This window comes from Methanolobus sp. WCC1 (assembly GCF_045690315.1).
Lineage (GTDB): Archaea > Halobacteriota > Methanosarcinia > Methanosarcinales > Methanosarcinaceae > Methanolobus > Methanolobus tindarius.
Genome location: NZ_CP146979.1, coordinates 1586564 through 1607141, shown reverse-complemented (window position 1 = coordinate 1607141; position 20578 = coordinate 1586564). Strand labels below are relative to the sequence as shown.

The following is a 20578-nucleotide window of genomic DNA, read 5'->3' as shown; positions in this document are numbered from 1 at the left end:
AAATACATGATGATCAATGGGAAAAGAGAAGAAATTCCTCCTTTCCCACATCACAAAGCTTACGTGTACAGAAGTAAACAGTTTTTTACGGCAAAAGGTGTTGCAAGTCATCTGACAATGGGTGATTTCATCACACTAAAAGAATTATACAACGGTTTCAGGCACAAATGCTCAATCCCAAGAGTTCTTCTTATTGACCCTACAAGTGACTGTAACCTGAGGTGCAAAGGTTGCTGGTCTAAAGATTATGAAAGTGGTCACAACATTTCCTATGAAAAGTTTGATGATATATTGAATCAGGCGGAAGAGCTTGGAATCATGGATTGCCTGATGACAGGTGGAGAACCTCTTCTTAGAAAAGATGACATAATCAAGCTTTGCAGAAAACATAATAAGATGACATTCGGTGCTTTTACCAATGCTACTCTTATTGATGAGGAGTTTGCCGATGTAATGGCTGAACTTGGAAATCTTAATGTTTTTATAAGTATTGAAGGGACTCAGGAGCAGACTGATTTCAGAAGAGGCGAAGGTGTTTACACTAAAGCCATAAAGGCTATGGATATTCTGAGAGAAAGAAACATCGGTTTTGCATTCTCAGCATGTTATCACTCAAAGAACTATAAGACCATAGCAAGTGATGAGTTCCTTGACCTGATGCGTGCAAAGGGAGCATGGTTTGGCTGGCTCTTCCAGTATATTCCTGTTGGAAGCACTGCTGATACTTCACTTATGTGCACAGCAGAAGAACGATCTTATGTGCACAAAAAAATCATGGATTATTGCGAAAAGCAGGATTATGTGATTGTTGATTTCTGGAACAACGGTCATCTTTGCTTCGGATGCATAGGAGCTGGTGTTGGCTTTGCACATATAAACGCAAAAGGTGATATGGAACCGTGTGCTTTCTGCCATTATTCGGATTCTAATATATACGACGTCTCACTTAAGGAGGCACTGCGGTCAAAGTTCTTTACAACATTCAGGGAGGCACAGCCGTTTTCTGATAATCCGCTCCGCCCATGTCCTTTAATAGATAATCCGCAGGCAATTATCGATGTGGTTAAAGCTGGTGGTGCTAAGTCAACTCACCTGGCAAACCCGGAATCTGCCGAGGAGCTTGCCGGTAAGAGCTTTGAACGGGCAAAGGAATGGGAAGAAATGGCAGCTGATCTTTTCCAGGAAATGCCGGAGTACAACCGGAAGAATTTCCCTAAATTTTTGAGGTACTTTGCTTTTAAGAAAGGAATAACCGATGGCAGACGAAGAAAATACTGAACGTTTTAGTGCAGAAGTTCATTTTAAGAATGACTCTGCCCATTGGTTTGTATTCGTGCATGGATTCGGCGGCAGTGCCAGGACATGGAAAAAGCAGATTGAGTTTTTTTCAGGACATTATAACCTGCTTGTTCTTGAGATGCACAAGAAACCGCAATTCAATGAACTTGATATAGATAAAGTTTGCAGGCTTATCAATAGCACATTGGTATATCATGGAGTGAAAAAAGCTCATTTTATGGGCTTCTCCTTTAGTACTCTGATTTGCCTGCGTTTTGCTCTTCTCTATCCTGAAAAGGTTGATACTCTCATCATGGGTGGTGGAATTGTAAAATTCAACCTGAGAACAAACTTCCTGCTTTATCTTGCCATAACCTTCAAACAATGGATAAACTATATGATTCTCTACAGGTTCTTTGCGTACATTATACTTCCAAGGAAGAATCACCGCAGGTCAAGGAGCATTTTTGTAGCTGAAGCCAGAAAACTCGGTTATGATGAATTTTGCAAATGGGTTGATTTGATTCCTGAAACTAAACAAAGTCTGGAATGGCTTGATGAACTTGACAACAATATCCAGGTTCTTTTTGTATCTGGAAGTGAAGATCATCTGTTCTTAAAAGACACACAAAGGCACACTGAAAAAATGGGAAATGCCCGGATTAAAATCATTGAAAACTGTGGTCATGTCTGTTCAATTGAACAATATGACAGGTTTAACAATATTGTTTTTGAATATTTACAACCTGAGATATAGAAATAAAAAGGAACCGGGACATGATAAATCATGTCTCTGGACTTTTTATTCTGAATCAAACTGATTAAAATATTATTGTTATTATCGTTATCATTGTTCATCAGGGAAAACGTCAGCAAGGTAACTTGCTATCACCATATTTACATTTGTATCCCTGGCAGGCATTTTTCCACATTCCATGGCTTCCATTATATGTTTTGGGAAAACATATATCCATCCGCCAGTTTCATCAATTATAGCACGAAGTTTGCTTCCTCCTGCCATAAGGGCAAATCTTAACTGTGAAAGACCTGTCATTTCCTCAGGGACCATGAGCACAATTTTACCGCTGAAGAAATTGTATATCAGGGATTCCTTTATTGCAGGATCGTATTCAACTGCGAACTTCCTGTTGGTTTTTGTGCTTTCCTGCATGTAATCCAAAAGTTTATTGTAAGAATCGCATTCTCTGGTAAACGGAGGAATAAATTGTATGGATTCTGAATCTTCTGTTAGTGTAAGAGAACCAGGATTTACTGATATAGTTTCTTGAATATCAGACTCTGTAATCCCAAAAACTTCCGTATCCTCAAGAATTTTGCCCACAGCTATCTGGAATGTAAGAGGTTCCTGACTTATCTTGCATGAAGAAAAATCCTCAGTATATTGTGTTATCATTGCTTCTATCAAAGCATGCTTAATTTGTGTAGGCATTTTCATAATAGCTACTCCGGATGATTTTAGTTTCTTTAACGAATTTATGATGAAGGGGTTTGTAGACGGAAGTCTCTTACTTAGTTTATAGTATTTAAAATTAATGAGCATTGCTATGCATACCACTGCGTGAAAATAATTAGAAAATAATACAAAAAAGAATCAAAAACTATTGTTAAATCATAAGTAACAGCTTTCAAGTTCCAAACAGGGATTTTAAAAAATAAGCAATTTTCTCAGTGATACTTTTGGATTTGCTAATTTCATCAATATTACTAATGCCACTAACATTCTTGTCTACTTCATTTATAGTTGCTGTTTTGTTTCCAATGTCCGAACTATTCTTTAGTTCCTGATTTATAGTGCTATTCTCACATAGATAAACATCTGAATCTTCCACAGAATTCAAAATTGTCGTATTTACGGACGCATCAGTTTTGCTCATATTTTCATAATCAAAGAACTCGGCACGATTGTCGTTAAGTGAATAATAAGTCCTGAGAACACCTGATTCATCGGGTATGAAATGGAAATATGTTGGCCGTGTCCATTGACTGGAAAAATCATCGGGAAAATCTTCATAGAAAGGGACAGTCATGGATCCATTCACTATTTCAAGCTCATATGTGCGATTGGCCTGAGGTTCATGAATATAAAGCGTGTTTCCTTCTATCATGTAATTGGCCATGTGGGGCTGAAACCTGAACGCAGGTGATGGCGACATGATTACCATTCCCCATCCAGGATGGTTTCTTGCATAATCTATTGAATAATCAAAACATAACCAATCGCTTTTATTTTCGTACAACAGATCCCACTTCTCTTTGTAGGCATCGTAATCAACATCGGTATCAGCGCAGGCAGAATTGATTGTAGATAACAGCAAGAATAGTAGCAAAACAGGTATTTTTTTTATTGCGTTCACTTCCATATATTTTTGCATGCAAATAAACTTTTTTGGATATAAAGCTTATGAAAAATCTTATAAGATTTATCCAGACCATCAGATGACCCTTATTTCATTTCACTGATTCTTTTTTGAATTGTTTTCTTTTACTCTGAAAACCACAATTTTTCTGATAATATCAAATGGAAGTGGTTCTTCTAGTGGAAACTGGACAGAACCTTTAGAATGCTTGTAGATTGAAAGTTCATCCTTAAAAGCTTCAATTCCGGAAGGAGTAGGGTAAAATCCAATATGGTTTTTGTAGGCGGCAAAATGAACCAGAATACCATTTAACCTGAATGTTGGCATCTTGTAACTGATAGTTTCTTCGGCTTGCGGCGCAGTTTCCTGTATTAACTCACGCATCTCTCTTAGTTTATCCTGCACCTCTTTTGGGAACATTGCAATGTATTCATCAATATTATGAAATTCTGTATTTGAAGTGCTTTTTTCCATAATAAAGTGAAGATTCCAGAGATTTTAAACTTAACTGCATATCACAATGCCATCAGAAGACGGAAACCTACGGAGTAAGAACCATAATCCGAATCAAAACTACTTCGGCATGATGAGCGGCATTTTTCAGGATAACTTACCCATCCTCCACCACGCAGGACTATTCCTATACTACCAACTGTTTCCCATGCAGTACCTTCTGCAAGAGCTTCTTCATAATTCCTATGATATCTATTCTGGCACCATTCCCAAACATTACCATACATGTCATGCAGACCCCATGGATTTGGTTTTTTCTGCCCGACAGGATGAGTCCCATCTTGGGAATTCAGATAATACCAGGCATACTCATCAAGTTCCATGTCCTGGCTGCCAAAAAAATATTCAGAATCAATTTTTGCTCTGCATGCATACTCCCATTCTATTTCAGATGGAAGACGGTATTTATCAGTATTTTCCATCTCATTGAGTCTTTTAATAAAATTCCGGACTTCATTCCATGTAATACATTCAACAGGTCTGTCATCACCTTCAAAACAGGAAGGTTCATTTCCCATTACAGTTTTCCACTGCTTTTGAGTTACCTGATATTTTCCAAGGTAGAAAGATTCCTTTATAGTAACTTTAACTGGAATATCATAGCTGAATTCAGATGGATCCAGATAAAATTCTCCGGCAGGAATAAGCATGAAATCCATTCCTACAGAATTTGTTGTGGAAATGGACGGTGCTTTCTCTTTGGCTTTCTCACACATGTTTTTGTTATCCGTGTTCTTTTCCGTATTCAAATGACTATCATCAGTTTTATCAGTATTATTGTTGACTTTTAAAGAACTAAATGAGGACGATTCACAGTTAGGTTAGAAGAATATTTTATCATCAGGGAGTCTGCTTTTTGGTGCAGGCTTATCTGCTGCATAACCTAAAGTTACAATTAGCGTGGGTGTAAGATTAGATTGTAAATCCAGAACCTTGCTGAGGGCATCAGCGTCAAACCCCTGTATGATGCATGAGTCCACACCAAGTGACTTCGCTCCAAAAACAGCACATGCTGCTGTTAGATACACATTTTTTTGTGATTCTGAAAGTTTCTCATCGGCCGACACACGACCAAACATGCCATCAACTGCCATCTGGTAATATTTGATGTTCTGTTCCGGAACCTGAGCTTTTTTCATGCTTTCTATATTTGCCTGGATGTGACTGTCCCAATCAGTGTTTGCGCATAAAATAAGCATATGCGAGCAGCTTGGAACCTGCGTCATTCCACCAAATATATGCGGAGCAAGTTTTTCCTTAATCTCAGCATCGTCTATGATTTTGATCTTCCATGGCTGAACATTAACGGCAGAAGGACTATTTCTGATCATTTCCTTAATGCGCCCCAAAGTGTCATCACTTATCTTTTCATCAGTATATTTTCTGCTGGAATACCTTACTGTTGTCAGTTCTTCAAAATCCATTTTCAAACCTCTTTAAATACTAAATCCTTCCCAAATTATTACCCGCATTTTTTGGATAACTATATGATAATTATATTTTCACCATAGATATCAATTTCCGATTTTGCCTGAGTAAAATTCAATTTCTGATTAATTTCATAAAATTAAAAGTAAGAACAAATTCAAAATGCAGTTTTGTCCATAGATTCTAATATCTATTGTTTACATAGCAATAATATAATAAATTGTAAATTTGAAAAGGTGAGTGTGTATGAAAAAAATACTAACGTTGATATTGGTACTGCTTATGGTTGTTGCCTCATTTAGTGGCATAGCCATGGCAGGTTCAGGCGATGAGAATTACAACGGAGAAGATGGTGAACAGCCCGGCGTCGGAGTCGATACAGGTCCCGGACAGTCAGAAGCTCCTGATACAGGTGACAGGACAAGATTTAAAGATCGCTAACCTGTCGTTTAACTTTTTTGATACCACTAGTTTTACCAATGGTTTTTTGCCATAATCTCAACTTATGTAAAAATAACAATAAGCTTTTTTGGAACGGATTTCCCGTTCCATTTTAGCCATGTTGTTTTTGAATATATTTTTTACTTTTATCCTGTGAACTAACCAATAAACTGGAAGTTCTCAAATTGCCATGGGTCCGGATCATGTTCAACTGCCGGATTTTCCTTAAAGAACACTTTGCGGTTCTTAAGTGGTGTCCAGTCAGATGGCGTTGATATAAAATTACCAAGATATGGCAGGGCAATATTCAATACAAAATCATGTGGAAGATCCTCAGGTGTCCTGATTCCTTCTTTTGGATTTTCAAGCATCCAGAGTACAGCAGCTACTACACCGGCAGCTACCTGTAGTGTGGTTGCATTCTGACCCGGAGCAAGGGACCTTGTATCATCGATACTCAATGCACTTCCGGTCCACCATGAATTGTAAGAATGACCCATCAGAAGGGCACCCAGTATATCTTCACCGGATACTATCTCATTTGTCATTATCCTGAGCTTTGGCTGAAGTTCATAATTACGTCCACGCAACTCAAAGAGAGATGAGAGTGTATCATGACATGGCATGTAAGCGTAATGGATAGTTGGTCTGAATACTGCTTTCTCCTGATCCCATACAGTCAGTAATTTAGAAAGGCCGTATGATTCCCCGTGTCGGATAACCATACCGACAATCTCCTGATCAGGTATCCATGACCTTACCCATGTATTCATACCCATCTGAGGCATGAAAATAACATTCTGCGGACCAAAGTCAGGAACCTGGGCCATTGGTGGCATCTTATTTTCATGCGTGCCCCAGGCGATTTCTACAGGAGCTGTTCCTTCTTCCCTGAGTCCCTCTATGCTCCATGTACCAACAAATTCATCGACTTCCTTTGCCCGGTTAGCAACCTGGGTGTCGCGTTCACTGCAGTGAATGACTTTTACACCAAGTTTGTGAGCCAGGTGAGCAAAGTCTCTTTTCTCAGCAAGTTGTCTAATTTCTTCTGCTTCTTCGGGGGAGACTTTTTTGTCAGCACAGGTACGTTCTGCAATATCCAGTAGTCCCTGCTTTACGAAGTGAGTGATAAGACCCGGGTTTGCACCGTGATCTACAACGGCAGTAGGTGCGTCTTTCCAGTCACGGGAAAGCTCAAGCAATTTCATCTGGCGCAGATACAGGGATTTTTCCAGTAGGCTTCTGTTCAGGAAATCCTCGGTAGGATCCCAGACTTCTACTGATGTGTTTACGTACAGCACATTGTGCTCATGGCACCAGGTGATGATGTCAATAGCATCTATATTCCATGAAAGGTCTATTATCAGGCCATCATTATCCATATGTCTGGATAAAACCTGACTAAGGTTTTCCGGGGTTATCTTCTCACGGACAAATGTTAATCCCTGATTGGTGTATTTCCTCAGGGATTTTGATTTGTCTTCAAAGTCTATTAACGTAATGTTTTCTAACGGAACATCGAGCTTATCCAGTAAAAGCGGCAGGGTGCACTGGGAAACTGAACCATACCCGATGATGAGAACCTTATTTGAGAATTCTGGTTTCATACCTTTGGTACAGGTATCTCTGACATATAACTTTTTGTCTTTCAGGCTTGTTTAAACAGAGTAAATCAAAAGTTATGGATAAATAATAAGGCAAGCATCAAAATATATATTCAAACTGCTTAGATTTGAGTGTTAATTGATTAAAATATAGGTAACAGGAATCTATAGAATTTAAGATGATGATTATGCATTTTACCAAATAAAAGAAGTTACTGTATTTATTTATAGACGCAAAGCTGTTCAATCAGACACCAGAAAGGAATGAGTTTTACAGAATATATAAAAGCGACTTATTCATATTAATTGAACAAATCGCTTTCCCTTTTTACGTTTTTGTGTTTAATTTTATGAAATAAGTAGTCTGTCTACAACTTCGCCTTCTTCTATTGCATCAAGTATTTCCTCAACATCACCTGCTGTAACCTCACCATACCAGATCTGCTGTGGGTAGATCATGACAATTGGTCCCTTCTCGCAAAGACCTACACATCCGGTTGCAGTAACCATCACTTCACCTTCCAGGTCTCTGTCCATTACTTCTTCGGCAAACATTCCTACAAGGTTATGTGATTTCTTGTTCTCGCATACGCCCTTTACCATTCCGTTAAGTCTTGTGCTTGCACAAACGAATATATGAGTTTCTGGTTTTTGCATGAAAATCCTCCTGTTTTAAGTTCTGAGCTATGTCTACAGTGCTAATATACGGAATGCATTTACTGAGGTGATTATATTTAAAACTTATCACTCCATCTAGGTTTAATAAGAACATTACTTGAAAACAACAAATCATAAACAAACATTAAAAAAGCCAGGAACCCTATATGAAGTCTTCATCTTTTATAATTAGAAAGGAAGGAGCAAGTAAATGGGTGATTACAAACTAAGTGATAGTGAGATTAAAACCATTGACGATTGGATAATGGAGAATATTCTCCCGCAAAAAGGAACAAAAAAGACATACGCAAGCTTTGCACTCAAAACCCTGTTTGAGGAATCACCTGCTGGCTTTTTTGTCACCAATAAGCAGTTTAAGGAAGCAATGGTCAGATGTGATTTTTCACCGGTGAATAAAAATAAGTTGAACTGGGATTTCCGTGTTTCCATTAAATCTGAATCCTGATCACGGATTATCTTTTAAGGCTACAAACTTTCCAATAAGACAAGGAAACTGTGGTTTCGAAAACAAAAGAATTGGCAGGCAATTTTCAGATTAAGGTGGTTACAAGGTAATGAAGTTTGATACGGGATCGGATTTTATTCCGTCCAGAATTTACCTTCATTCTTGGCTACGCATTTGTGAAGTTTATTACAAGATCAGGTTTTATCCTGTCATGAATTTTCCTTCATAAAGTCATGCGTTAATGAAGTTTATAGGTAGGGACAGAAGATTTATTCCATCCTGAATGGTACTTCATTTTACAGCTTACTTCCTTGTAACCAATTTATTATATGCACTTATTGGTATAAATTGTTGGCGATCATATTACTATTAATAATTTTCCATAACAAATTATAAACTTAAAACCAGAGATCCTATTTTTAAACATGACCTCTGCTGAAGTTACTTTTGAACCTCATATCAGGGTTCACCAATAATTGATTCTGACATTTATGCAGGATTTTTATCTTCTATCAAAGACAGCACAGTTTTTCTTGAAGACAGGAACATGGAAAGCATTTCAAGCTCATCAAAAGGTATCTGCATCTCTTTTAAAACCGGCTTGAAATGGAAGTCTACAAGTTCTGCTTCATATAATTCTATGTTCTTTTGCCATTCTTCTTTTATCCTTTTTTTTTCTTCATCTGAGACAACAGATCTTGAAAAAGTGTCAATTATCCATTCTGTAAAATCCCGGATTATCAAAAATCCAATCGGACATGGCTGCAGTCCCAGCGAAGTGCCGGATGTGTTGACCTTGAAAGGGTACATACCGCAAACCGTAGGCCTGTTATTATAGACTTCGCATCTGCCGCTGCTATTGAGAAAAGAGCAGGGTGTGTTCATCTGGTAGATTCCTGCAGATAAACTTTCGTTTGTGATATTTTTTGCTTTTTCCTTATCCATAAGAGTCAGGATTTTGACTTCATCCTCAAAAAAGTGAATCTGCCCCTGGCTGCAACAATGTGCTCCGCAGGTTTCAGGGCATTGATAATGCTTCAGAATATTCTGAACTATGCTATATCGAATTGCCTTTTTTACAGCCGTGCTTATTTCCATAAACCTTTTTTCACCAGCTTTAAGCCTATTTAGGCGAGTTTAAACTAATGATGTAAAGAAATACTATGAATTTAATGTTTTTGCTGGTAATAGTAGGCATATACAATATTTAAGCAAAATTAATAGGAATTTAGCAGTTATATTTATGAAAAATCTGTCTTTATCTAGTTTGAATAAATAAGGTATTGAAATATCTTTTTATGGCAAAGAATAACTATAAAAATAGATTTTCAGATGAAAAAACGTAATATGATTGCTTTTTAAACAAAACAAATAGTCGATAGCTGTTTATGCAGAAAACAAAGATGAAAGTGAAATAAGAAGTTAAAACTAACTGTAAGTGGGTAATTAACCTATTAAATGGATTTGTTAACCCATCTAAGCCAGAAGATTTCTGGTATGCCTTCTGCTATGTTATCTTTCTTTCTCAAAGTGTACACTCACATGATAAACTGCATCAAATAGTGAAACATCTTTGTATTTCAATTGATGATTCATATAAATGTTATACATTGGATGTTTGTACGTATCAACAACACGACTTGTTTCTATTTTCACATTTTCTACAAGTACATCCTGTCCTTTAATAACAGAAGATTTGCCACACAATTGATTAATGTTTACTGACATTTCGTTCAGCATTTCATCTTTTATCAATTGGATATAATTAGATGCTGTCATAATAATCCCCAAAATCCTTATATCATCAATATTAGTTATAGTTTTCCAAAAAAGTAAATTTTGCACAATATATTATTATGGCATAATACTTGTTCAACAATTAAACTAATAATAATACATATTAAATAATTATTTTTTAAAAAATAAATGAGAAGAAGTTTGCTTATGAAGTTTTTCAAACATCAACAATTGAACCTTCCGGGAATATTTTCCGGAATATAAAACCAACAAGTGGACCTGCAACAAACACTATTAAAGGATACGCAAATACTGCGTTAATAATAAGATTGTAAACCCATGTCAAAGGTAGTTCTTTTGAAAAACCAACAGTTGATATTGAAAAACATAATGACATTAAGGTTGCCATTCCGGCAACAAAAACCAATGCAGTTATGGCTCGTTTTTGAAAAGGTGTATGATGTTGTTTTTGTAGTTTGAACACCAATTTCATTCCATGTTTTCCTACAATAAAATATTCAAGTGTAAATGCCACTATGAAAGTAGCGGGAAAACTCAGCCAGGTTACTTTTAGTATGTCCGTAGATAGTCCCTGATGAATTGTTATGTTGTATCCTGTCATTACAAATGCCATAAACCAAACATACATGAAAGTATGGATTAGATTCTCTTTTTTGTTTTGTATCAAATTTTCACCTTGTGCATGTGAATTTATTAATAAGAAAGTTTAACACAAGGAGTGTTTATATGTATCAAAAAAATTGACATCTTCTTATAATGGCTCTTAGTTGTCCGGATTTTAGATAAATTTTGTGGCTATTGTTCCTATTGTATTAAACATTATTTATATTCCAGTAATCTGAAAATCCCTTTAGATGGCTTGTAAACCCTGTCAGGGTATTTTTCTACAAGTTTCCAGACACATCCATTAACAGTTTTTGGATGAAATGCAGGATCTGAATCCATGATCATTGAGACCAGTTCTGACCAGCGAAGACCATTAGCATGTTTCTTTAGTAATTCAAGAGCTGTTGCATTTATACGCTCAGTGACTTTAGATGAATGAATACCTGGTTCTATACTTGGTTCTGGGGATTTAACCATAAAACTAATTGATTTTATGCTCATAAATAATTGTTGAAATCAAGGGATAGCCTTTACTCAAGCCTGTTAATCCTCGGAATAAATTAATTCTGATTTTCTCTGTCAAATGTAATATATGCGATAAAAAGCGAATACTAGTGTGAATGTTTACCTGATATTTGCATGGATATGGGCTGCTATGATAGCCACATCTTTCTGGGAAGCGTATGTTGAAGGCAGAAATGCAGGCAACCGCGGGAAGATTGGCTGGACTATCCGGTTTGGTGAACATGTCAGCCTTACAGCATATCATTTCTATCTTTTCTTTGTCATGTGGCCCCTGCTTCTGACCCTGCCACTGGTCATTAATGGATGGGATACCCGGCTTTTCGGGATACTTGTGAGTGCATACTTCACAGGTATTGTTATAGAGGATTTCACCTGGTTTCTGGTGAACCCTGTTGTCAGTTTTTCAGAATGGAACCCGGAATTTGTTAATTATTATCCATGGGTGAAGATTGGAAAGTTTAACCTACCTGTAATGTATATCACTTATCCTATCATCGCATTGCTTGCATGGTGGTTTTTGTGGTCATGATTTGAAGAATTGAAGAATACAACAATGCGGAAATTTTATGAGAGTATAGACAATTCGGAACTTAAATTTCTGTGACTATGAATAGGCATATATACTATCCGCCCTAAGTAAGGGTGCTTATAGAGGCTTAAACTAATTTGATAATTATAAGTTTAGATGGTATTACATTAATCGTATTTACTGTTTTTTCGTATGTTTAACTAAATGGTTGTATTCTTTTTAAGCTAATATTTAACGGAAGTGAAAAATTTGTTTAACAACACACAGTCAACTGCTCCGGTAGAAGCTGGAGAAACTTATGATGTAACAATTGAAGATATCGCAAGAGAAGGCGACGGAATCGCAAGAGTAAGCGGATTTGTCATCTTTGTACCAGAAACAAAGGTAGGCGACGAAGTTACAATTAAAGTTACTAAAGTACTCAGCAAGTTCGCATTTGGCGAATTAGCTTAAATTTACTGTTAATAACTCAATAAAACATATTTTTGAAGACCCGGTTTCGGATCTTCATTCTTTTCCTTTTTTACAATCCTAAAACCTAAACATCAGGTTTTATCTATTGATACCATTTCTATTGTAAATGTCAGGGTCTCGCCTGCAAGTTTGGTATTACAGTCAACGGTAACATTGCTGTCAGTGATATTAACAATTACACCAACCTGATTCTGAGTTGTCACTTTCTGGCCAACTATCGGAGTTATATTAGCTGAATGGAATTGCTCCACAGGCACAGATACCAGAAGTTCCGGACAATAAGCACCATATGCATTTTCCGGCGGGATGGTAACGGTTTTAACCTCACCGGGTTCCATTCCTATAACTGCATCATCAAAACCATCAATAACCTGTCCAGCCCCTGCTGTAAAAGAAAGAGGTTCATAGTCCCTGCCGGATTGGTAAATGCCTTCTTTTATTGCAACTTCTTCCCTGGAAGTGTCAAATACAGTTCCATCATCCAGTGTTCCTGTATAATTTACAGAAACATGATCTCCTGTCTCTACTTTTTGGCTATTTTCAGACTCAGTACACCCACTGATAAGCAATGAACAAATCAATATTATGAATAAGATTTTCTTCATATGACCACACATCCTTATATTGATAAAAATGTGGAACTTCAATGTATTTAAGAATAGTGAATAGTATAATTTTATATTATACAGAAGGACACTACGTTTAAATCTTAATGTCAGTTGTCGGTGTTCTCCTTCATGCGTTTCTTAAAACATACAAATAAGATTACCACAGAAATAATTAACTGGAATACTTTTCCCAGAAATTCAAAAATCATTGCATGGTCAAGATTAAGCAAGTCATCAAAGGATTGTACAGCGGTAAAATATAAAACATCATTTGCGAGTATTGAATAGATAGAAACAATAGCCATTAACGCAAAGCACATATAAATATAATCATAAGTTTCCTTGGTTTTACTGACTATAAATTTTGCCACAAATTTTACTGATTCCCGGTTTGATGTTGATTTATCCTGTGTGCTACTTTTTGTAGCATTATATGATAATTCATCCCTGTTTTTGCTTTTAAAATTGTAATATGACTCAGTAATAATGTATAGTAATGTGAAAAGAATGAGTACAAAAAAACCTATTTTGTAAAAACTGTAAGCATTTTGAAATAGCTCCTGCGAAAAAAAACCAGCTGCTAAACATAATAAACCTAATGACAAAAGGATTAAAGGATATTTGATAGCAAGACTATAGTAATGACTATCATTTTTTCTGGTCTCAATTGTTGCATAATTCAGGAGAATCAGACCTGTCAGTGGCATTAACCACATTACTAAAAATAAAACCACAATCCCGGCTAATTCATCAGTCATTACTTCAGCAACATATTCAGATATTCATATTTGAATTTTTTTATTAATTAAAGAAGTAACTGAAGGAATAAAAGAAAGACAATAGGAATGACAATGAAATTCTAAAAAAGAGGGAAATGTGTAAAAAAGAAAGTTGAGATCATTTTTACTTAATCATTTAGATACATCTCATAAAATCCACCTTCAACTATGCCGCCGTCATTAACCGAAAGATTGCTATTTTCAACAGTTATTGAAAAATTTCCTGCGACATTTTCTCTCTCGAAGGTATCAATTAATTTCAATGCAATACGAGGGCTGTTTTCATAATTAACTATGCGGGTTTCCCCTTTGTATATTTTAATATATTCAATTCTCTCTTCACCCTGATATACTGCGATGGTTGCATATTTTGTTCCGACTGATATATAGTTAATATTGAATATAATGTCATTTACCAGATATCCGTCTCCCATCTGGATCGTACCATTAAATATTTTGTTGCCTTCTATGTTTTCCTGTGACTCATTTTTGACACTTTCAGAAATGTAAGTTATGTTGTTTGATCTAAGCTTTCCAGTCCAGAATTTATGAGTGGTATAGCTACTACCTGTAGGATAATACACAACAGATATTGAATCATTGCCTTTTCTTAACTGTCCCTGCCAATGACCTGCATCATCTACGTTTACTGTATACGATTCCCCGGGCATAATCTCAATAAGTGAATCGTCTCCTATCTCTACACACATCGGCATCGACTCATATTCAACGTCCCATCCATCAGCATAAATAATTTTGTAATTACACTGGTGACGGAATCTATCAACATTAATCGGGTATTTTCCTTCATTTGTTAAACTGAGCTGCAGGTTTGAAAGTTCACTTGTATTTACCGTTTCAGGCGTTAAAGTCAATGTAAGGTTTGCATCCTTGTAGCTTAAAGTATTATTTGCTGTAATTTCAGTTGTCATTTCCGGCCCAGAACACCCAGATACCAAAAGACAAATTGAAACCAGAGCTACAAAAACAATTGATCTTTTATGATCCATCTCATTACCTCACACTATAACAACTTTATAAGTATATGTGGATATTGGTTATTAATTTTGTTGATGTTGTTGGAAACGGATAAAATGATTCTGTTCATGTAAAAGAAAGTTAATAATTGGTGCATACGTCAGAATTCTGGGAAGAGTACTAACAAAAGATTTCATTCTTTGTAGTCATCCAGAGTAAGATATGCACGCATATCATCTTTTTGAATGCCTTCATCACTATATTGCGGGAAATTGGCAACTACATACACTCTTGCATTGTTTATCTTAACATGTGTACTTTCTGACATATTGTCATTAATGCTCTTTTTTGCAACTGTAAATTGACGTGCAAAAGACAATAACTCTTCAGAGGAGTTAAAACCGGATGAATCTAAAAATTCGAAATACTGTTTAAGATCATCCTGATCCCATTCAGTATTCATTATTATATTTGCATCTCCAACATTATCGATTGCAAATGTCCTATTTGCGTCAGAACCGTTTATTGGGACATTAGTATGTATCATGCTCTCTCTGAATTGTCCCCATGTATCAACTATCTTTAAGACGCTTACTAATCTTTCTTTGTGTTCCTCTGACAAACAATGATTTAAGAGGATATTCCTGGAAAAAATTATGCAATTAAGTTGCTCATCCTCAGCACCATACATCGGAGTGAATGCGGAAGATATGATTGCATTCAAATGTGACCTGCCGTATTCTACATCACCAAACTCTTCGATGTTGTTGAGACCTACAAAATGAATCGGTGTTCTGTTAAAGTGGATAAGAGACTCCGTATATTCTAAATTCTCTAATTCATCTTCATCCCTGTAAAATGCGACTTCACCAAATATGTAGCCTGCTTTAGGTCGACTATAAAAATCTATTACTTCCATCTGCTGCACATAGGATGCTATTTCTTCTGCATTATTTAGATCTTCAGCAAAATTATCAATTAAAGATATCTTTTCTTCCGTTAGGGAATTACGTGTATCCACGTATTCATCCCCATCAATCAATTGCACTTGTTTGTTTTCAATACATCCTGTGCATAATATGATTAGAATTAGACAGATAGCACATCCTGATGTTTTATTCATATTCAACAACACCTTTTATATTCCCGGTTATTTATGAAGTTGTGCGACTTAATAAATGTATCTTCATTTGAAAATATATATTTATTTTAATCAAGATAATTCTATTGTTCACTTGCAACAGCTTTGCCATAATTAACCGATTATGTAGATCATCCTGAAGCTAAGTTTGGTGGGGAAACTGGAATACTGGATAAAAGAACAGTTTAGCCTATGACCTTCAAGAGCCTTTCAGATTTCTTGTTGATATGACATCATCCTTATTGAGTCCAAGAAGATAGATAATACAGACTTTATCAGGACTGAGAGCTTAGACCCAGTGGAGCTAAGAAGCTGACTGAATAAGTAAATCTGTAGTTTAATAAAAGGGTTAGCTACAAAGGAAATATGACTATGTGGAGTTATATCATATTCCTAAAAACCAGAGAATTAGCTCAATATCTAACTGACAAAAGAAAGGACATTGATTTCATTGTCCCTCAGTATGAGACAAAGAGACAAGACTCAAGCGACATACGAAAAAAGATTCTAAGCATTTCTTATTCAGACTGGAAAAAACTAGGATTCTCTAAAGGGAACGTTGCATTACATGAAGATAAATGCGAAGGCAGATACTCCTTTTACGCTTAATGCTCATAATAAAGAACGCATGGAACAATGGGAAAAGCTTGTTGCAAGTAGTTGATTTTATTGTCTCTTTTATCTTCTCATGCTATATTTGAGATACAATTCCAAGAGACATTAGATACACTCTTAGGAGACCTTTCTAGAAGATAAATTAAACACTGAAAAGTACCTTGAAAAGGTACGATTAACATAAATTTAAATTTATTAAGTTAAAGTTATGAAGTTGTCTGACATACAGCATTCAAACCATTTTATTGATACATACTTATTATTTATTCAGGGGCTTCTTAGATGCCATCAAAACAGAATATGGAGACATTTCAATAATGGAAAAGATCACTCTTTCAGAACTTGAACAATATCTATGGGATGCAGCAAACATCCTGCGAGGACCTGTAGATGCATCGGATTTCAAGGCATACATATTCCCACTTTTATTCTTCAAGAGAATATCAGATGTCTACGATGAAGAATATAAGCAAGCATTGGATGAGTCTGATGGTGACGAGGAATATGCATCTTTTCCAGAACTGCATGATTACATAATTCCTGAAGGTGCTCATTGGGATGATGTGAAAGAGAAAACTACCAATGTTGGTCAGGCACTCCAGCATGCTTTCAGAGAGATTGAAAAGGAAAATCAGGACAAGTTATACGAGATTTTCGGAGATGTCAACTGGAGTAATAAGGATCGATTATCAGATGAACTACTTATTGATCTGATCGACCATTTCTCAAGCAAGAATCTCTCCAAGAACTATGTTGAACCTGATATGCTGGGTCAGGCTTATGAATATTTAATCAAGAAATTTGCAGACCTTACCAATAGGAAGGCAGGAGAGTTCTATACTCCAAGAACTGTTGTTCATTTAATGGGTAGTATCCTCAAACCACAGGAGAAGGAATCAATATACGATCCTGCATGTGGTTCAGGTGGTATGCTGCTGGAAGCATATCATTATGTCAAGGACAAGGGTGGAGACGAGAGGACACTGAAGCTCTATGGTCAGGAGAAGAACCTTACAACCTCATCCATTGCCAGGATCTCAACATCATCGAATGGATCATATGGCAGGATCATGATGTATACTTCAAGAGTGGGAACATAATATAAGTAGTCTCGATGTTTTGTTTCCGGTATGGTGTGAAAACAACCAACATGTTTGATCTTTGCTATGTCTATAACGCTAGTTACAACGTCCGTTTTTGTGCTTATTATGGTTAGCATATTAATCAAACTAATATTATTCTGATTCATCCATATATATAATTTGTTAAATATAATACTAAATGAACTGTAATGATGTAGTACCAAATCTTCAATCTACATCTCCACTAACACTAACTTCAACGAACACTGTTTTTAAAATTACCTTGAATATCATTATCAATTTCGTCGACAAATCCAGATAATTGAATCTTTTCTCCATCTACTATATATTCTACATTATCAGTCAAAAAAGAGCCATTTCGGTCATAGGTGTCTGTAAAGAAAACAAGTTCTTTATCTGGATCATCAAACCAAGTTCTATTTGGGTAATGTACATTCATTTGAAATGGACCTGCTATTAGAATGTCAATATTATCTAGAAGAGAATTAACATGTTTATCATTAGAATTCAAAAGCTTCTTTGAAGTGTATCCAGAGAAACAAACAACAGATATCTTGTTCTCTTTGACCACTTTCGTAAGTATCCCTAATGAATAGCTTTGCTGAAATGGTTCCCCTCCTGTAAGGGTAATGCCTTCACAGTTGTTGTCCTTGCATAACTTTACAATTTTAAGTGCGAATTTCTCCGGATCTACAAGAGTTTTGGCTACATGTGGTTGAAGTGTGGTGTTAAAACATCCTTTACATCCAATTGTACAACCCTGCACCCAGATCACAATTCTTTTTCCAGGACCATTGACATAGCTACCTACTACCACATCAGCAACATTAAGTAAAGGACTTTCATCCATTGAATCACTCTGTTATATCGAATCTTATCTTTGTTTCAGAATTGCTATCATAACTAACGCGAACATATCTTCCTGGCATCAGGAACTGTTTATTCCTGAAGAGATATCTTGAAAGTGGATTTATTAGATCCCTTTCTGCAGCATTGAGTAATCCTCTGCCTCCATGAGACATTTCAGCACGCTTTTCAAAAAATGTGTATATCTCATTATCAAGAAGTAGATCTACATCGAATTTACTATGTACTATTTCCTGAAGCGGTTTCAATTTCCTTTTGATAATCTCCTGACGGAAAGTCTTGTCCTCAATTGTGTTGAACACAATAATATTATCCCCTATCCTGTTAAGTAACTCAGGTCTCTTAAGAACATTATTGAAATGGTCTTTTACTTCCCTCATATAATCGGATATCATTTCATCATATTCTTTATTGTTATCAACCGTTGAAGCACCAATATTACTTGTAAAAATGATGATACTCTCGGAGAAATAGGCTGTCACACCCTTTCCATCAGTGAGTCTTCCATCTTCAAATATTTGAAGGAATTTATCCAATATCCTTGGATGGGCTTTCTCTATCTCATCGAATAGGAGTACACTAAAAGGTTTTTCCAGAACTGCATTGATAAGCTGACCTCCTTCTTCAAAGCCGACATATCCCGGAGGTGCACCTATAAGTCGCTGATCAGATTCCTCATGACTATACTCGCTCATGTCGAATCTGATACAAGCAGTCTCATCACCAAACAAGAATTCAGCGGTTGCTTTTGCAAGTTCTGTTTTTCCGACTCCAGTAGGTCCAACAAAGAATAACACTCCTTTTGGTTTGCTCATCTTAGCAGAATGTTGTATTCCTGAAAGACCCATTGCAGCTTTTATAATGGTAGTAGCAACATGATCTACAGCATGATCCTGACCTACAACACGGTTTTTAAGTTCTTCTTCGACGTTCAAAAGCTTCTCATCCGACAAATCTTCCCATGGTGACCTGCGCTGTCCGAATCTATAGAGATTTATTAGTTTTTCAGCTGTAAGATTAGGGTTATCATGACCAAGTTTTGTGATTTGCACCATGTCTATGGTCTTCAAACCCTCTGTTAAATCAGCCAAATCATCTATAATCCGGCTCCTTGATTTTTCAGGATCCGACTTTAAGCACATGTCCTCCATATGACCTTCAAAGAACCTTATACGGTCTTTCCTGTCAGGCAGTCCCATATTGAATAATTTTATCCTCGGTTCCGGCTGGTATAATATAGGAGGTATTGAGCTAAGAGTTGATGTAATTATGAAGACCACACATGGAACTTTATTTACAAAGGCAGACGATTTACCCAGACCATGGTCACCTGTGAGCAACATCCCCAATCTTTGAAGAGATGAACGATCTTCAGGAGATAACGGTGTTTGAACTGTTCCAAATTGGAAATCCGTCCAGTCAAGAATAAATGCTGCAGGTTGATCGTTGACTTCCATCACAGGAGTAAGAGCGGCTACGAGTTCATCAAAATCATTGTATGACCGTACTTCTGATTCATTAACGTCAGCATCTAATCCGAGGTCATATTCTTCTTCATCTTCTTGTTGATCCTGATCAGGGTTGATTTCCAACCATTGAGCAAAAGTACGCATCTCAGATTTGTCATTGAATTGTAAGCCTGTTGTATTGTTCCATAATCCAACTACACCAAATCCATTGTCCTTTAAGACCGAACGAAGATGTTGAGGGAGAAGTGAATATCTTGCTTCTTTTGAATCAAAGAATTCATCTCTAGTATTCCCATAGAGAATAATTCCTTTTCTTATCTTCGCTTCTCTCAACAGATTTTCCATTTGAACATTCATATTA

General features: G+C 36.4%; 24 protein-coding genes. 7 read left to right on the top strand and 17 right to left on the bottom strand.

From position 1 onward, the window contains the following. Window positions 1–6: 6 nt before the first annotated feature. Window positions 7–1278 carry a radical SAM protein gene (locus V7O61_RS07665; protein ID WP_023846562.1) on the top strand — a complete coding sequence of 424 codons (1272 nt, stop codon included), beginning with the start codon at window positions 7–9 and terminating at the stop codon, window positions 1276–1278. Then, on the top strand, window positions 1256–2035 hold the full coding sequence (locus V7O61_RS07660) for an alpha/beta fold hydrolase (RefSeq protein WP_407282254.1): 780 nt from the start codon (window positions 1256–1258) through the stop codon (window positions 2033–2035). The genes V7O61_RS07665 and V7O61_RS07660 overlap by 23 nt, the downstream gene beginning before the upstream one ends. Before the next feature lie 90 nt (window positions 2036–2125). Here V7O61_RS07660 and V7O61_RS07655 read toward each other — a convergent pair whose 3' ends face one another. From V7O61_RS07655 to V7O61_RS07635, 5 genes are all read right to left on the bottom strand, one after another. Beyond that, window positions 2126–2734: a hypothetical protein gene (locus tag V7O61_RS07655; RefSeq protein ID WP_288070676.1), complete on the bottom strand. Its 609-nt coding sequence runs from the start codon at window positions 2732–2734 to the stop codon at window positions 2126–2128. Between the two features lie 190 nt (window positions 2735–2924). Then, window positions 2925–3671 carry a hypothetical protein gene (locus V7O61_RS07650; RefSeq protein ID WP_407282255.1) on the bottom strand — a complete coding sequence of 249 codons (747 nt, stop codon included), beginning with the start codon at window positions 3669–3671 and terminating at the stop codon, window positions 2925–2927. A gap of 81 nt (window positions 3672–3752) precedes the next feature. Beyond that, window positions 3753–4130, bottom strand: a complete 378-nt coding sequence (locus V7O61_RS07645) for an iron chaperone (RefSeq protein ID WP_407282256.1) — start codon at window positions 4128–4130, stop codon at window positions 3753–3755. Window positions 4131–4171: 41 nt separating this feature from the next. Next, window positions 4172–4918 carry a formylglycine-generating enzyme family protein gene (locus tag V7O61_RS07640; protein WP_407282257.1) on the bottom strand — a complete coding sequence of 249 codons (747 nt, stop codon included), beginning with the start codon at window positions 4916–4918 and terminating at the stop codon, window positions 4172–4174. Window positions 4919–4990: 72 nt separating this feature from the next. After that, window positions 4991–5593 (bottom strand): NAD(P)H-dependent oxidoreductase, encoded by a 603-nt coding sequence (locus V7O61_RS07635; protein WP_407282258.1) that lies wholly within the window; start codon window positions 5591–5593, stop codon window positions 4991–4993. A gap of 250 nt (window positions 5594–5843) precedes the next feature. Between V7O61_RS07635 and V7O61_RS07630 the strand changes: the two genes are divergently transcribed. Beyond that, entirely contained in the window at window positions 5844–6038 is a 195-nt protein-coding gene (locus V7O61_RS07630) for a hypothetical protein (protein ID WP_407282259.1), read from the top strand. A 158-nt stretch (window positions 6039–6196) separates the two neighbouring features. Here V7O61_RS07630 and V7O61_RS07625 read toward each other — a convergent pair whose 3' ends face one another. Beyond that, window positions 6197–7645, bottom strand: a complete 1449-nt coding sequence (locus V7O61_RS07625) for a saccharopine dehydrogenase C-terminal domain-containing protein (RefSeq protein WP_023846554.1) — start codon at window positions 7643–7645, stop codon at window positions 6197–6199. A gap of 345 nt (window positions 7646–7990) precedes the next feature. Next, window positions 7991–8299 carry a (2Fe-2S) ferredoxin domain-containing protein gene (locus tag V7O61_RS07620; RefSeq protein WP_023846553.1) on the bottom strand — a complete coding sequence of 103 codons (309 nt, stop codon included), beginning with the start codon at window positions 8297–8299 and terminating at the stop codon, window positions 7991–7993. Window positions 8300–8510: 211 nt separating this feature from the next. Between V7O61_RS07620 and V7O61_RS07615 the strand changes: the two genes are divergently transcribed. Then, window positions 8511–8765 (top strand): hypothetical protein, encoded by a 255-nt coding sequence (locus V7O61_RS07615; RefSeq protein ID WP_407282260.1) that lies wholly within the window; start codon window positions 8511–8513, stop codon window positions 8763–8765. 489 nt (window positions 8766–9254) lie between these two features. Here V7O61_RS07615 and V7O61_RS07610 read toward each other — a convergent pair whose 3' ends face one another. The 4 genes from V7O61_RS07610 to V7O61_RS07595 form a co-directional block, all read right to left on the bottom strand. After that, a complete protein-coding gene (locus V7O61_RS07610) occupies window positions 9255–9863 on the bottom strand; it encodes a YkgJ family cysteine cluster protein (protein ID WP_407282261.1) in 609 nt (202 codons plus the stop codon). 414 nt (window positions 9864–10277) lie between these two features. Beyond that, window positions 10278–10544, bottom strand: coding sequence for a hypothetical protein (locus V7O61_RS07605; protein WP_023846550.1), 267 nt, complete (start codon window positions 10542–10544; stop codon window positions 10278–10280). A gap of 175 nt (window positions 10545–10719) precedes the next feature. Continuing rightward, the gene (locus V7O61_RS07600) at window positions 10720–11136 is read right to left on the bottom strand and encodes a DUF2798 domain-containing protein (RefSeq protein ID WP_245596146.1); all 417 of its coding nucleotides are present in this window, start codon (window positions 11134–11136) and stop codon (window positions 10720–10722) included. Between the two features lie 206 nt (window positions 11137–11342). Beyond that, window positions 11343–11606, bottom strand: a complete 264-nt coding sequence (locus V7O61_RS07595; RefSeq protein ID WP_023846548.1) for a hypothetical protein — start codon at window positions 11604–11606, stop codon at window positions 11343–11345. A 139-nt stretch (window positions 11607–11745) separates the two neighbouring features. Here V7O61_RS07595 and V7O61_RS07590 point away from each other — a divergent pair, with 139 nt between their 5' ends. Both V7O61_RS07590 and V7O61_RS07585 read left to right on the top strand, forming a co-directional pair. Then, window positions 11746–12183 carry a hypothetical protein gene (locus V7O61_RS07590; RefSeq protein ID WP_023846547.1) on the top strand — a complete coding sequence of 146 codons (438 nt, stop codon included), beginning with the start codon at window positions 11746–11748 and terminating at the stop codon, window positions 12181–12183. Window positions 12184–12432: 249 nt separating this feature from the next. Beyond that, on the top strand, window positions 12433–12636 hold the full coding sequence (locus V7O61_RS07585) for a TRAM domain-containing protein (protein ID WP_023846546.1): 204 nt from the start codon (window positions 12433–12435) through the stop codon (window positions 12634–12636). A 92-nt stretch (window positions 12637–12728) separates the two neighbouring features. On the opposite strand, the gene V7O61_RS07580 is transcribed toward V7O61_RS07585, so the two are convergent. The 4 genes from V7O61_RS07580 to V7O61_RS07565 all read right to left on the bottom strand — a co-directional run bounded on the left by V7O61_RS07580 (window position 12729) and on the right by V7O61_RS07565 (window position 16145). Continuing rightward, a complete protein-coding gene (locus V7O61_RS07580; protein WP_023846545.1) occupies window positions 12729–13262 on the bottom strand; it encodes a peptidylprolyl isomerase in 534 nt (177 codons plus the stop codon). Between the two features lie 110 nt (window positions 13263–13372). Beyond that, window positions 13373–14023 (bottom strand): hypothetical protein, encoded by a 651-nt coding sequence (locus tag V7O61_RS07575; RefSeq protein ID WP_288069043.1) that lies wholly within the window; start codon window positions 14021–14023, stop codon window positions 13373–13375. 149 nt (window positions 14024–14172) lie between these two features. Continuing rightward, complete coding sequence (locus V7O61_RS07570) at window positions 14173–15054, bottom strand: hypothetical protein (RefSeq protein ID WP_407282262.1); 882 nt, start codon at window positions 15052–15054, stop codon at window positions 14173–14175. Window positions 15055–15215: 161 nt separating this feature from the next. Continuing rightward, a complete protein-coding gene (locus V7O61_RS07565; RefSeq protein ID WP_288069047.1) occupies window positions 15216–16145 on the bottom strand; it encodes a hypothetical protein in 930 nt (309 codons plus the stop codon). A gap of 950 nt (window positions 16146–17095) precedes the next feature. Here V7O61_RS07565 and V7O61_RS07560 point away from each other — a divergent pair. Continuing rightward, window positions 17096–17878 carry a class I SAM-dependent DNA methyltransferase gene (locus V7O61_RS07560; RefSeq protein ID WP_288069049.1) on the top strand — a complete coding sequence of 261 codons (783 nt, stop codon included), beginning with the start codon at window positions 17096–17098 and terminating at the stop codon, window positions 17876–17878. 238 nt (window positions 17879–18116) lie between these two features. Here V7O61_RS07560 and V7O61_RS07555 read toward each other — a convergent pair whose 3' ends face one another. Further along, a complete protein-coding gene (locus V7O61_RS07555; protein ID WP_288069051.1) occupies window positions 18117–18731 on the bottom strand; it encodes a 4Fe-4S single cluster domain-containing protein in 615 nt (204 codons plus the stop codon). A 4-nt stretch (window positions 18732–18735) separates the two neighbouring features. Then, window positions 18736–20574 carry an AAA family ATPase gene (locus tag V7O61_RS07550; RefSeq protein WP_288069053.1) on the bottom strand — a complete coding sequence of 613 codons (1839 nt, stop codon included), beginning with the start codon at window positions 20572–20574 and terminating at the stop codon, window positions 18736–18738. Window positions 20575–20578 lie beyond the last annotated feature (4 nt).

Bases quoted from the DNA above. Each gene is read 5' to 3' on its own strand.
- V7O61_RS07625 (WP_023846554.1), bottom strand. From the start codon at position 7,645: ATGAAACCAGAATTCTCAAATAAGGTTCTCATCATCGGGTATGGTTCA.
- V7O61_RS07615 (WP_407282260.1), top strand. From the start codon at position 8,511: ATGGGTGATTACAAACTAAGTGATAGTGAGATTAAAACCATTGACGAT.
- V7O61_RS07635 (WP_407282258.1), bottom strand. From the start codon at position 5,593: ATGGATTTTGAAGAACTGACAACAGTAAGGTATTCCAGCAGAAAATAT.
- V7O61_RS07560 (WP_288069049.1), top strand. From the start codon at position 17,096: ATGGAAAAGATCACTCTTTCAGAACTTGAACAATATCTATGGGATGCA.
- V7O61_RS07555 (WP_288069051.1), bottom strand. From the start codon at position 18,731: ATGGATGAAAGTCCTTTACTTAATGTTGCTGATGTGGTAGTAGGTAGC.
- V7O61_RS07600 (WP_245596146.1), bottom strand. From the start codon at position 11,136: ATGGCATTTGTAATGACAGGATACAACATAACAATTCATCAGGGACTA.
- V7O61_RS07630 (WP_407282259.1), top strand. From the start codon at position 5,844: ATGAAAAAAATACTAACGTTGATATTGGTACTGCTTATGGTTGTTGCC.
- V7O61_RS07595 (WP_023846548.1), bottom strand. From the start codon at position 11,606: ATGGTTAAATCCCCAGAACCAAGTATAGAACCAGGTATTCATTCATCT.
- V7O61_RS07645 (WP_407282256.1), bottom strand. From the start codon at position 4,130: ATGGAAAAAAGCACTTCAAATACAGAATTTCATAATATTGATGAATAC.
- V7O61_RS07610 (WP_407282261.1), bottom strand. From the start codon at position 9,863: ATGGAAATAAGCACGGCTGTAAAAAAGGCAATTCGATATAGCATAGTT.
- V7O61_RS07550 (WP_288069053.1), bottom strand. From the start codon at position 20,574: ATGAATGTTCAAATGGAAAATCTGTTGAGAGAAGCGAAGATAAGAAAA.
- V7O61_RS07575 (WP_288069043.1), bottom strand. From the start codon at position 14,023: ATGACTGATGAATTAGCCGGGATTGTGGTTTTATTTTTAGTAATGTGG.
- V7O61_RS07655 (WP_288070676.1), bottom strand. From the start codon at position 2,734: ATGAAAATGCCTACACAAATTAAGCATGCTTTGATAGAAGCAATGATA.
- V7O61_RS07650 (WP_407282255.1), bottom strand. From the start codon at position 3,671: ATGCAAAAATATATGGAAGTGAACGCAATAAAAAAAATACCTGTTTTG.
- V7O61_RS07605 (WP_023846550.1), bottom strand. From the start codon at position 10,544: ATGACAGCATCTAATTATATCCAATTGATAAAAGATGAAATGCTGAAC.
- V7O61_RS07665 (WP_023846562.1), top strand. From the start codon at position 7: ATGATGATCAATGGGAAAAGAGAAGAAATTCCTCCTTTCCCACATCAC.
- V7O61_RS07660 (WP_407282254.1), top strand. From the start codon at position 1,256: ATGGCAGACGAAGAAAATACTGAACGTTTTAGTGCAGAAGTTCATTTT.
- V7O61_RS07620 (WP_023846553.1), bottom strand. From the start codon at position 8,299: ATGCAAAAACCAGAAACTCATATATTCGTTTGTGCAAGCACAAGACTT.
- V7O61_RS07565 (WP_288069047.1), bottom strand. From the start codon at position 16,145: ATGAATAAAACATCAGGATGTGCTATCTGTCTAATTCTAATCATATTA.
- V7O61_RS07580 (WP_023846545.1), bottom strand. From the start codon at position 13,262: ATGAAGAAAATCTTATTCATAATATTGATTTGTTCATTGCTTATCAGT.
- V7O61_RS07570 (WP_407282262.1), bottom strand. From the start codon at position 15,054: ATGGATCATAAAAGATCAATTGTTTTTGTAGCTCTGGTTTCAATTTGT.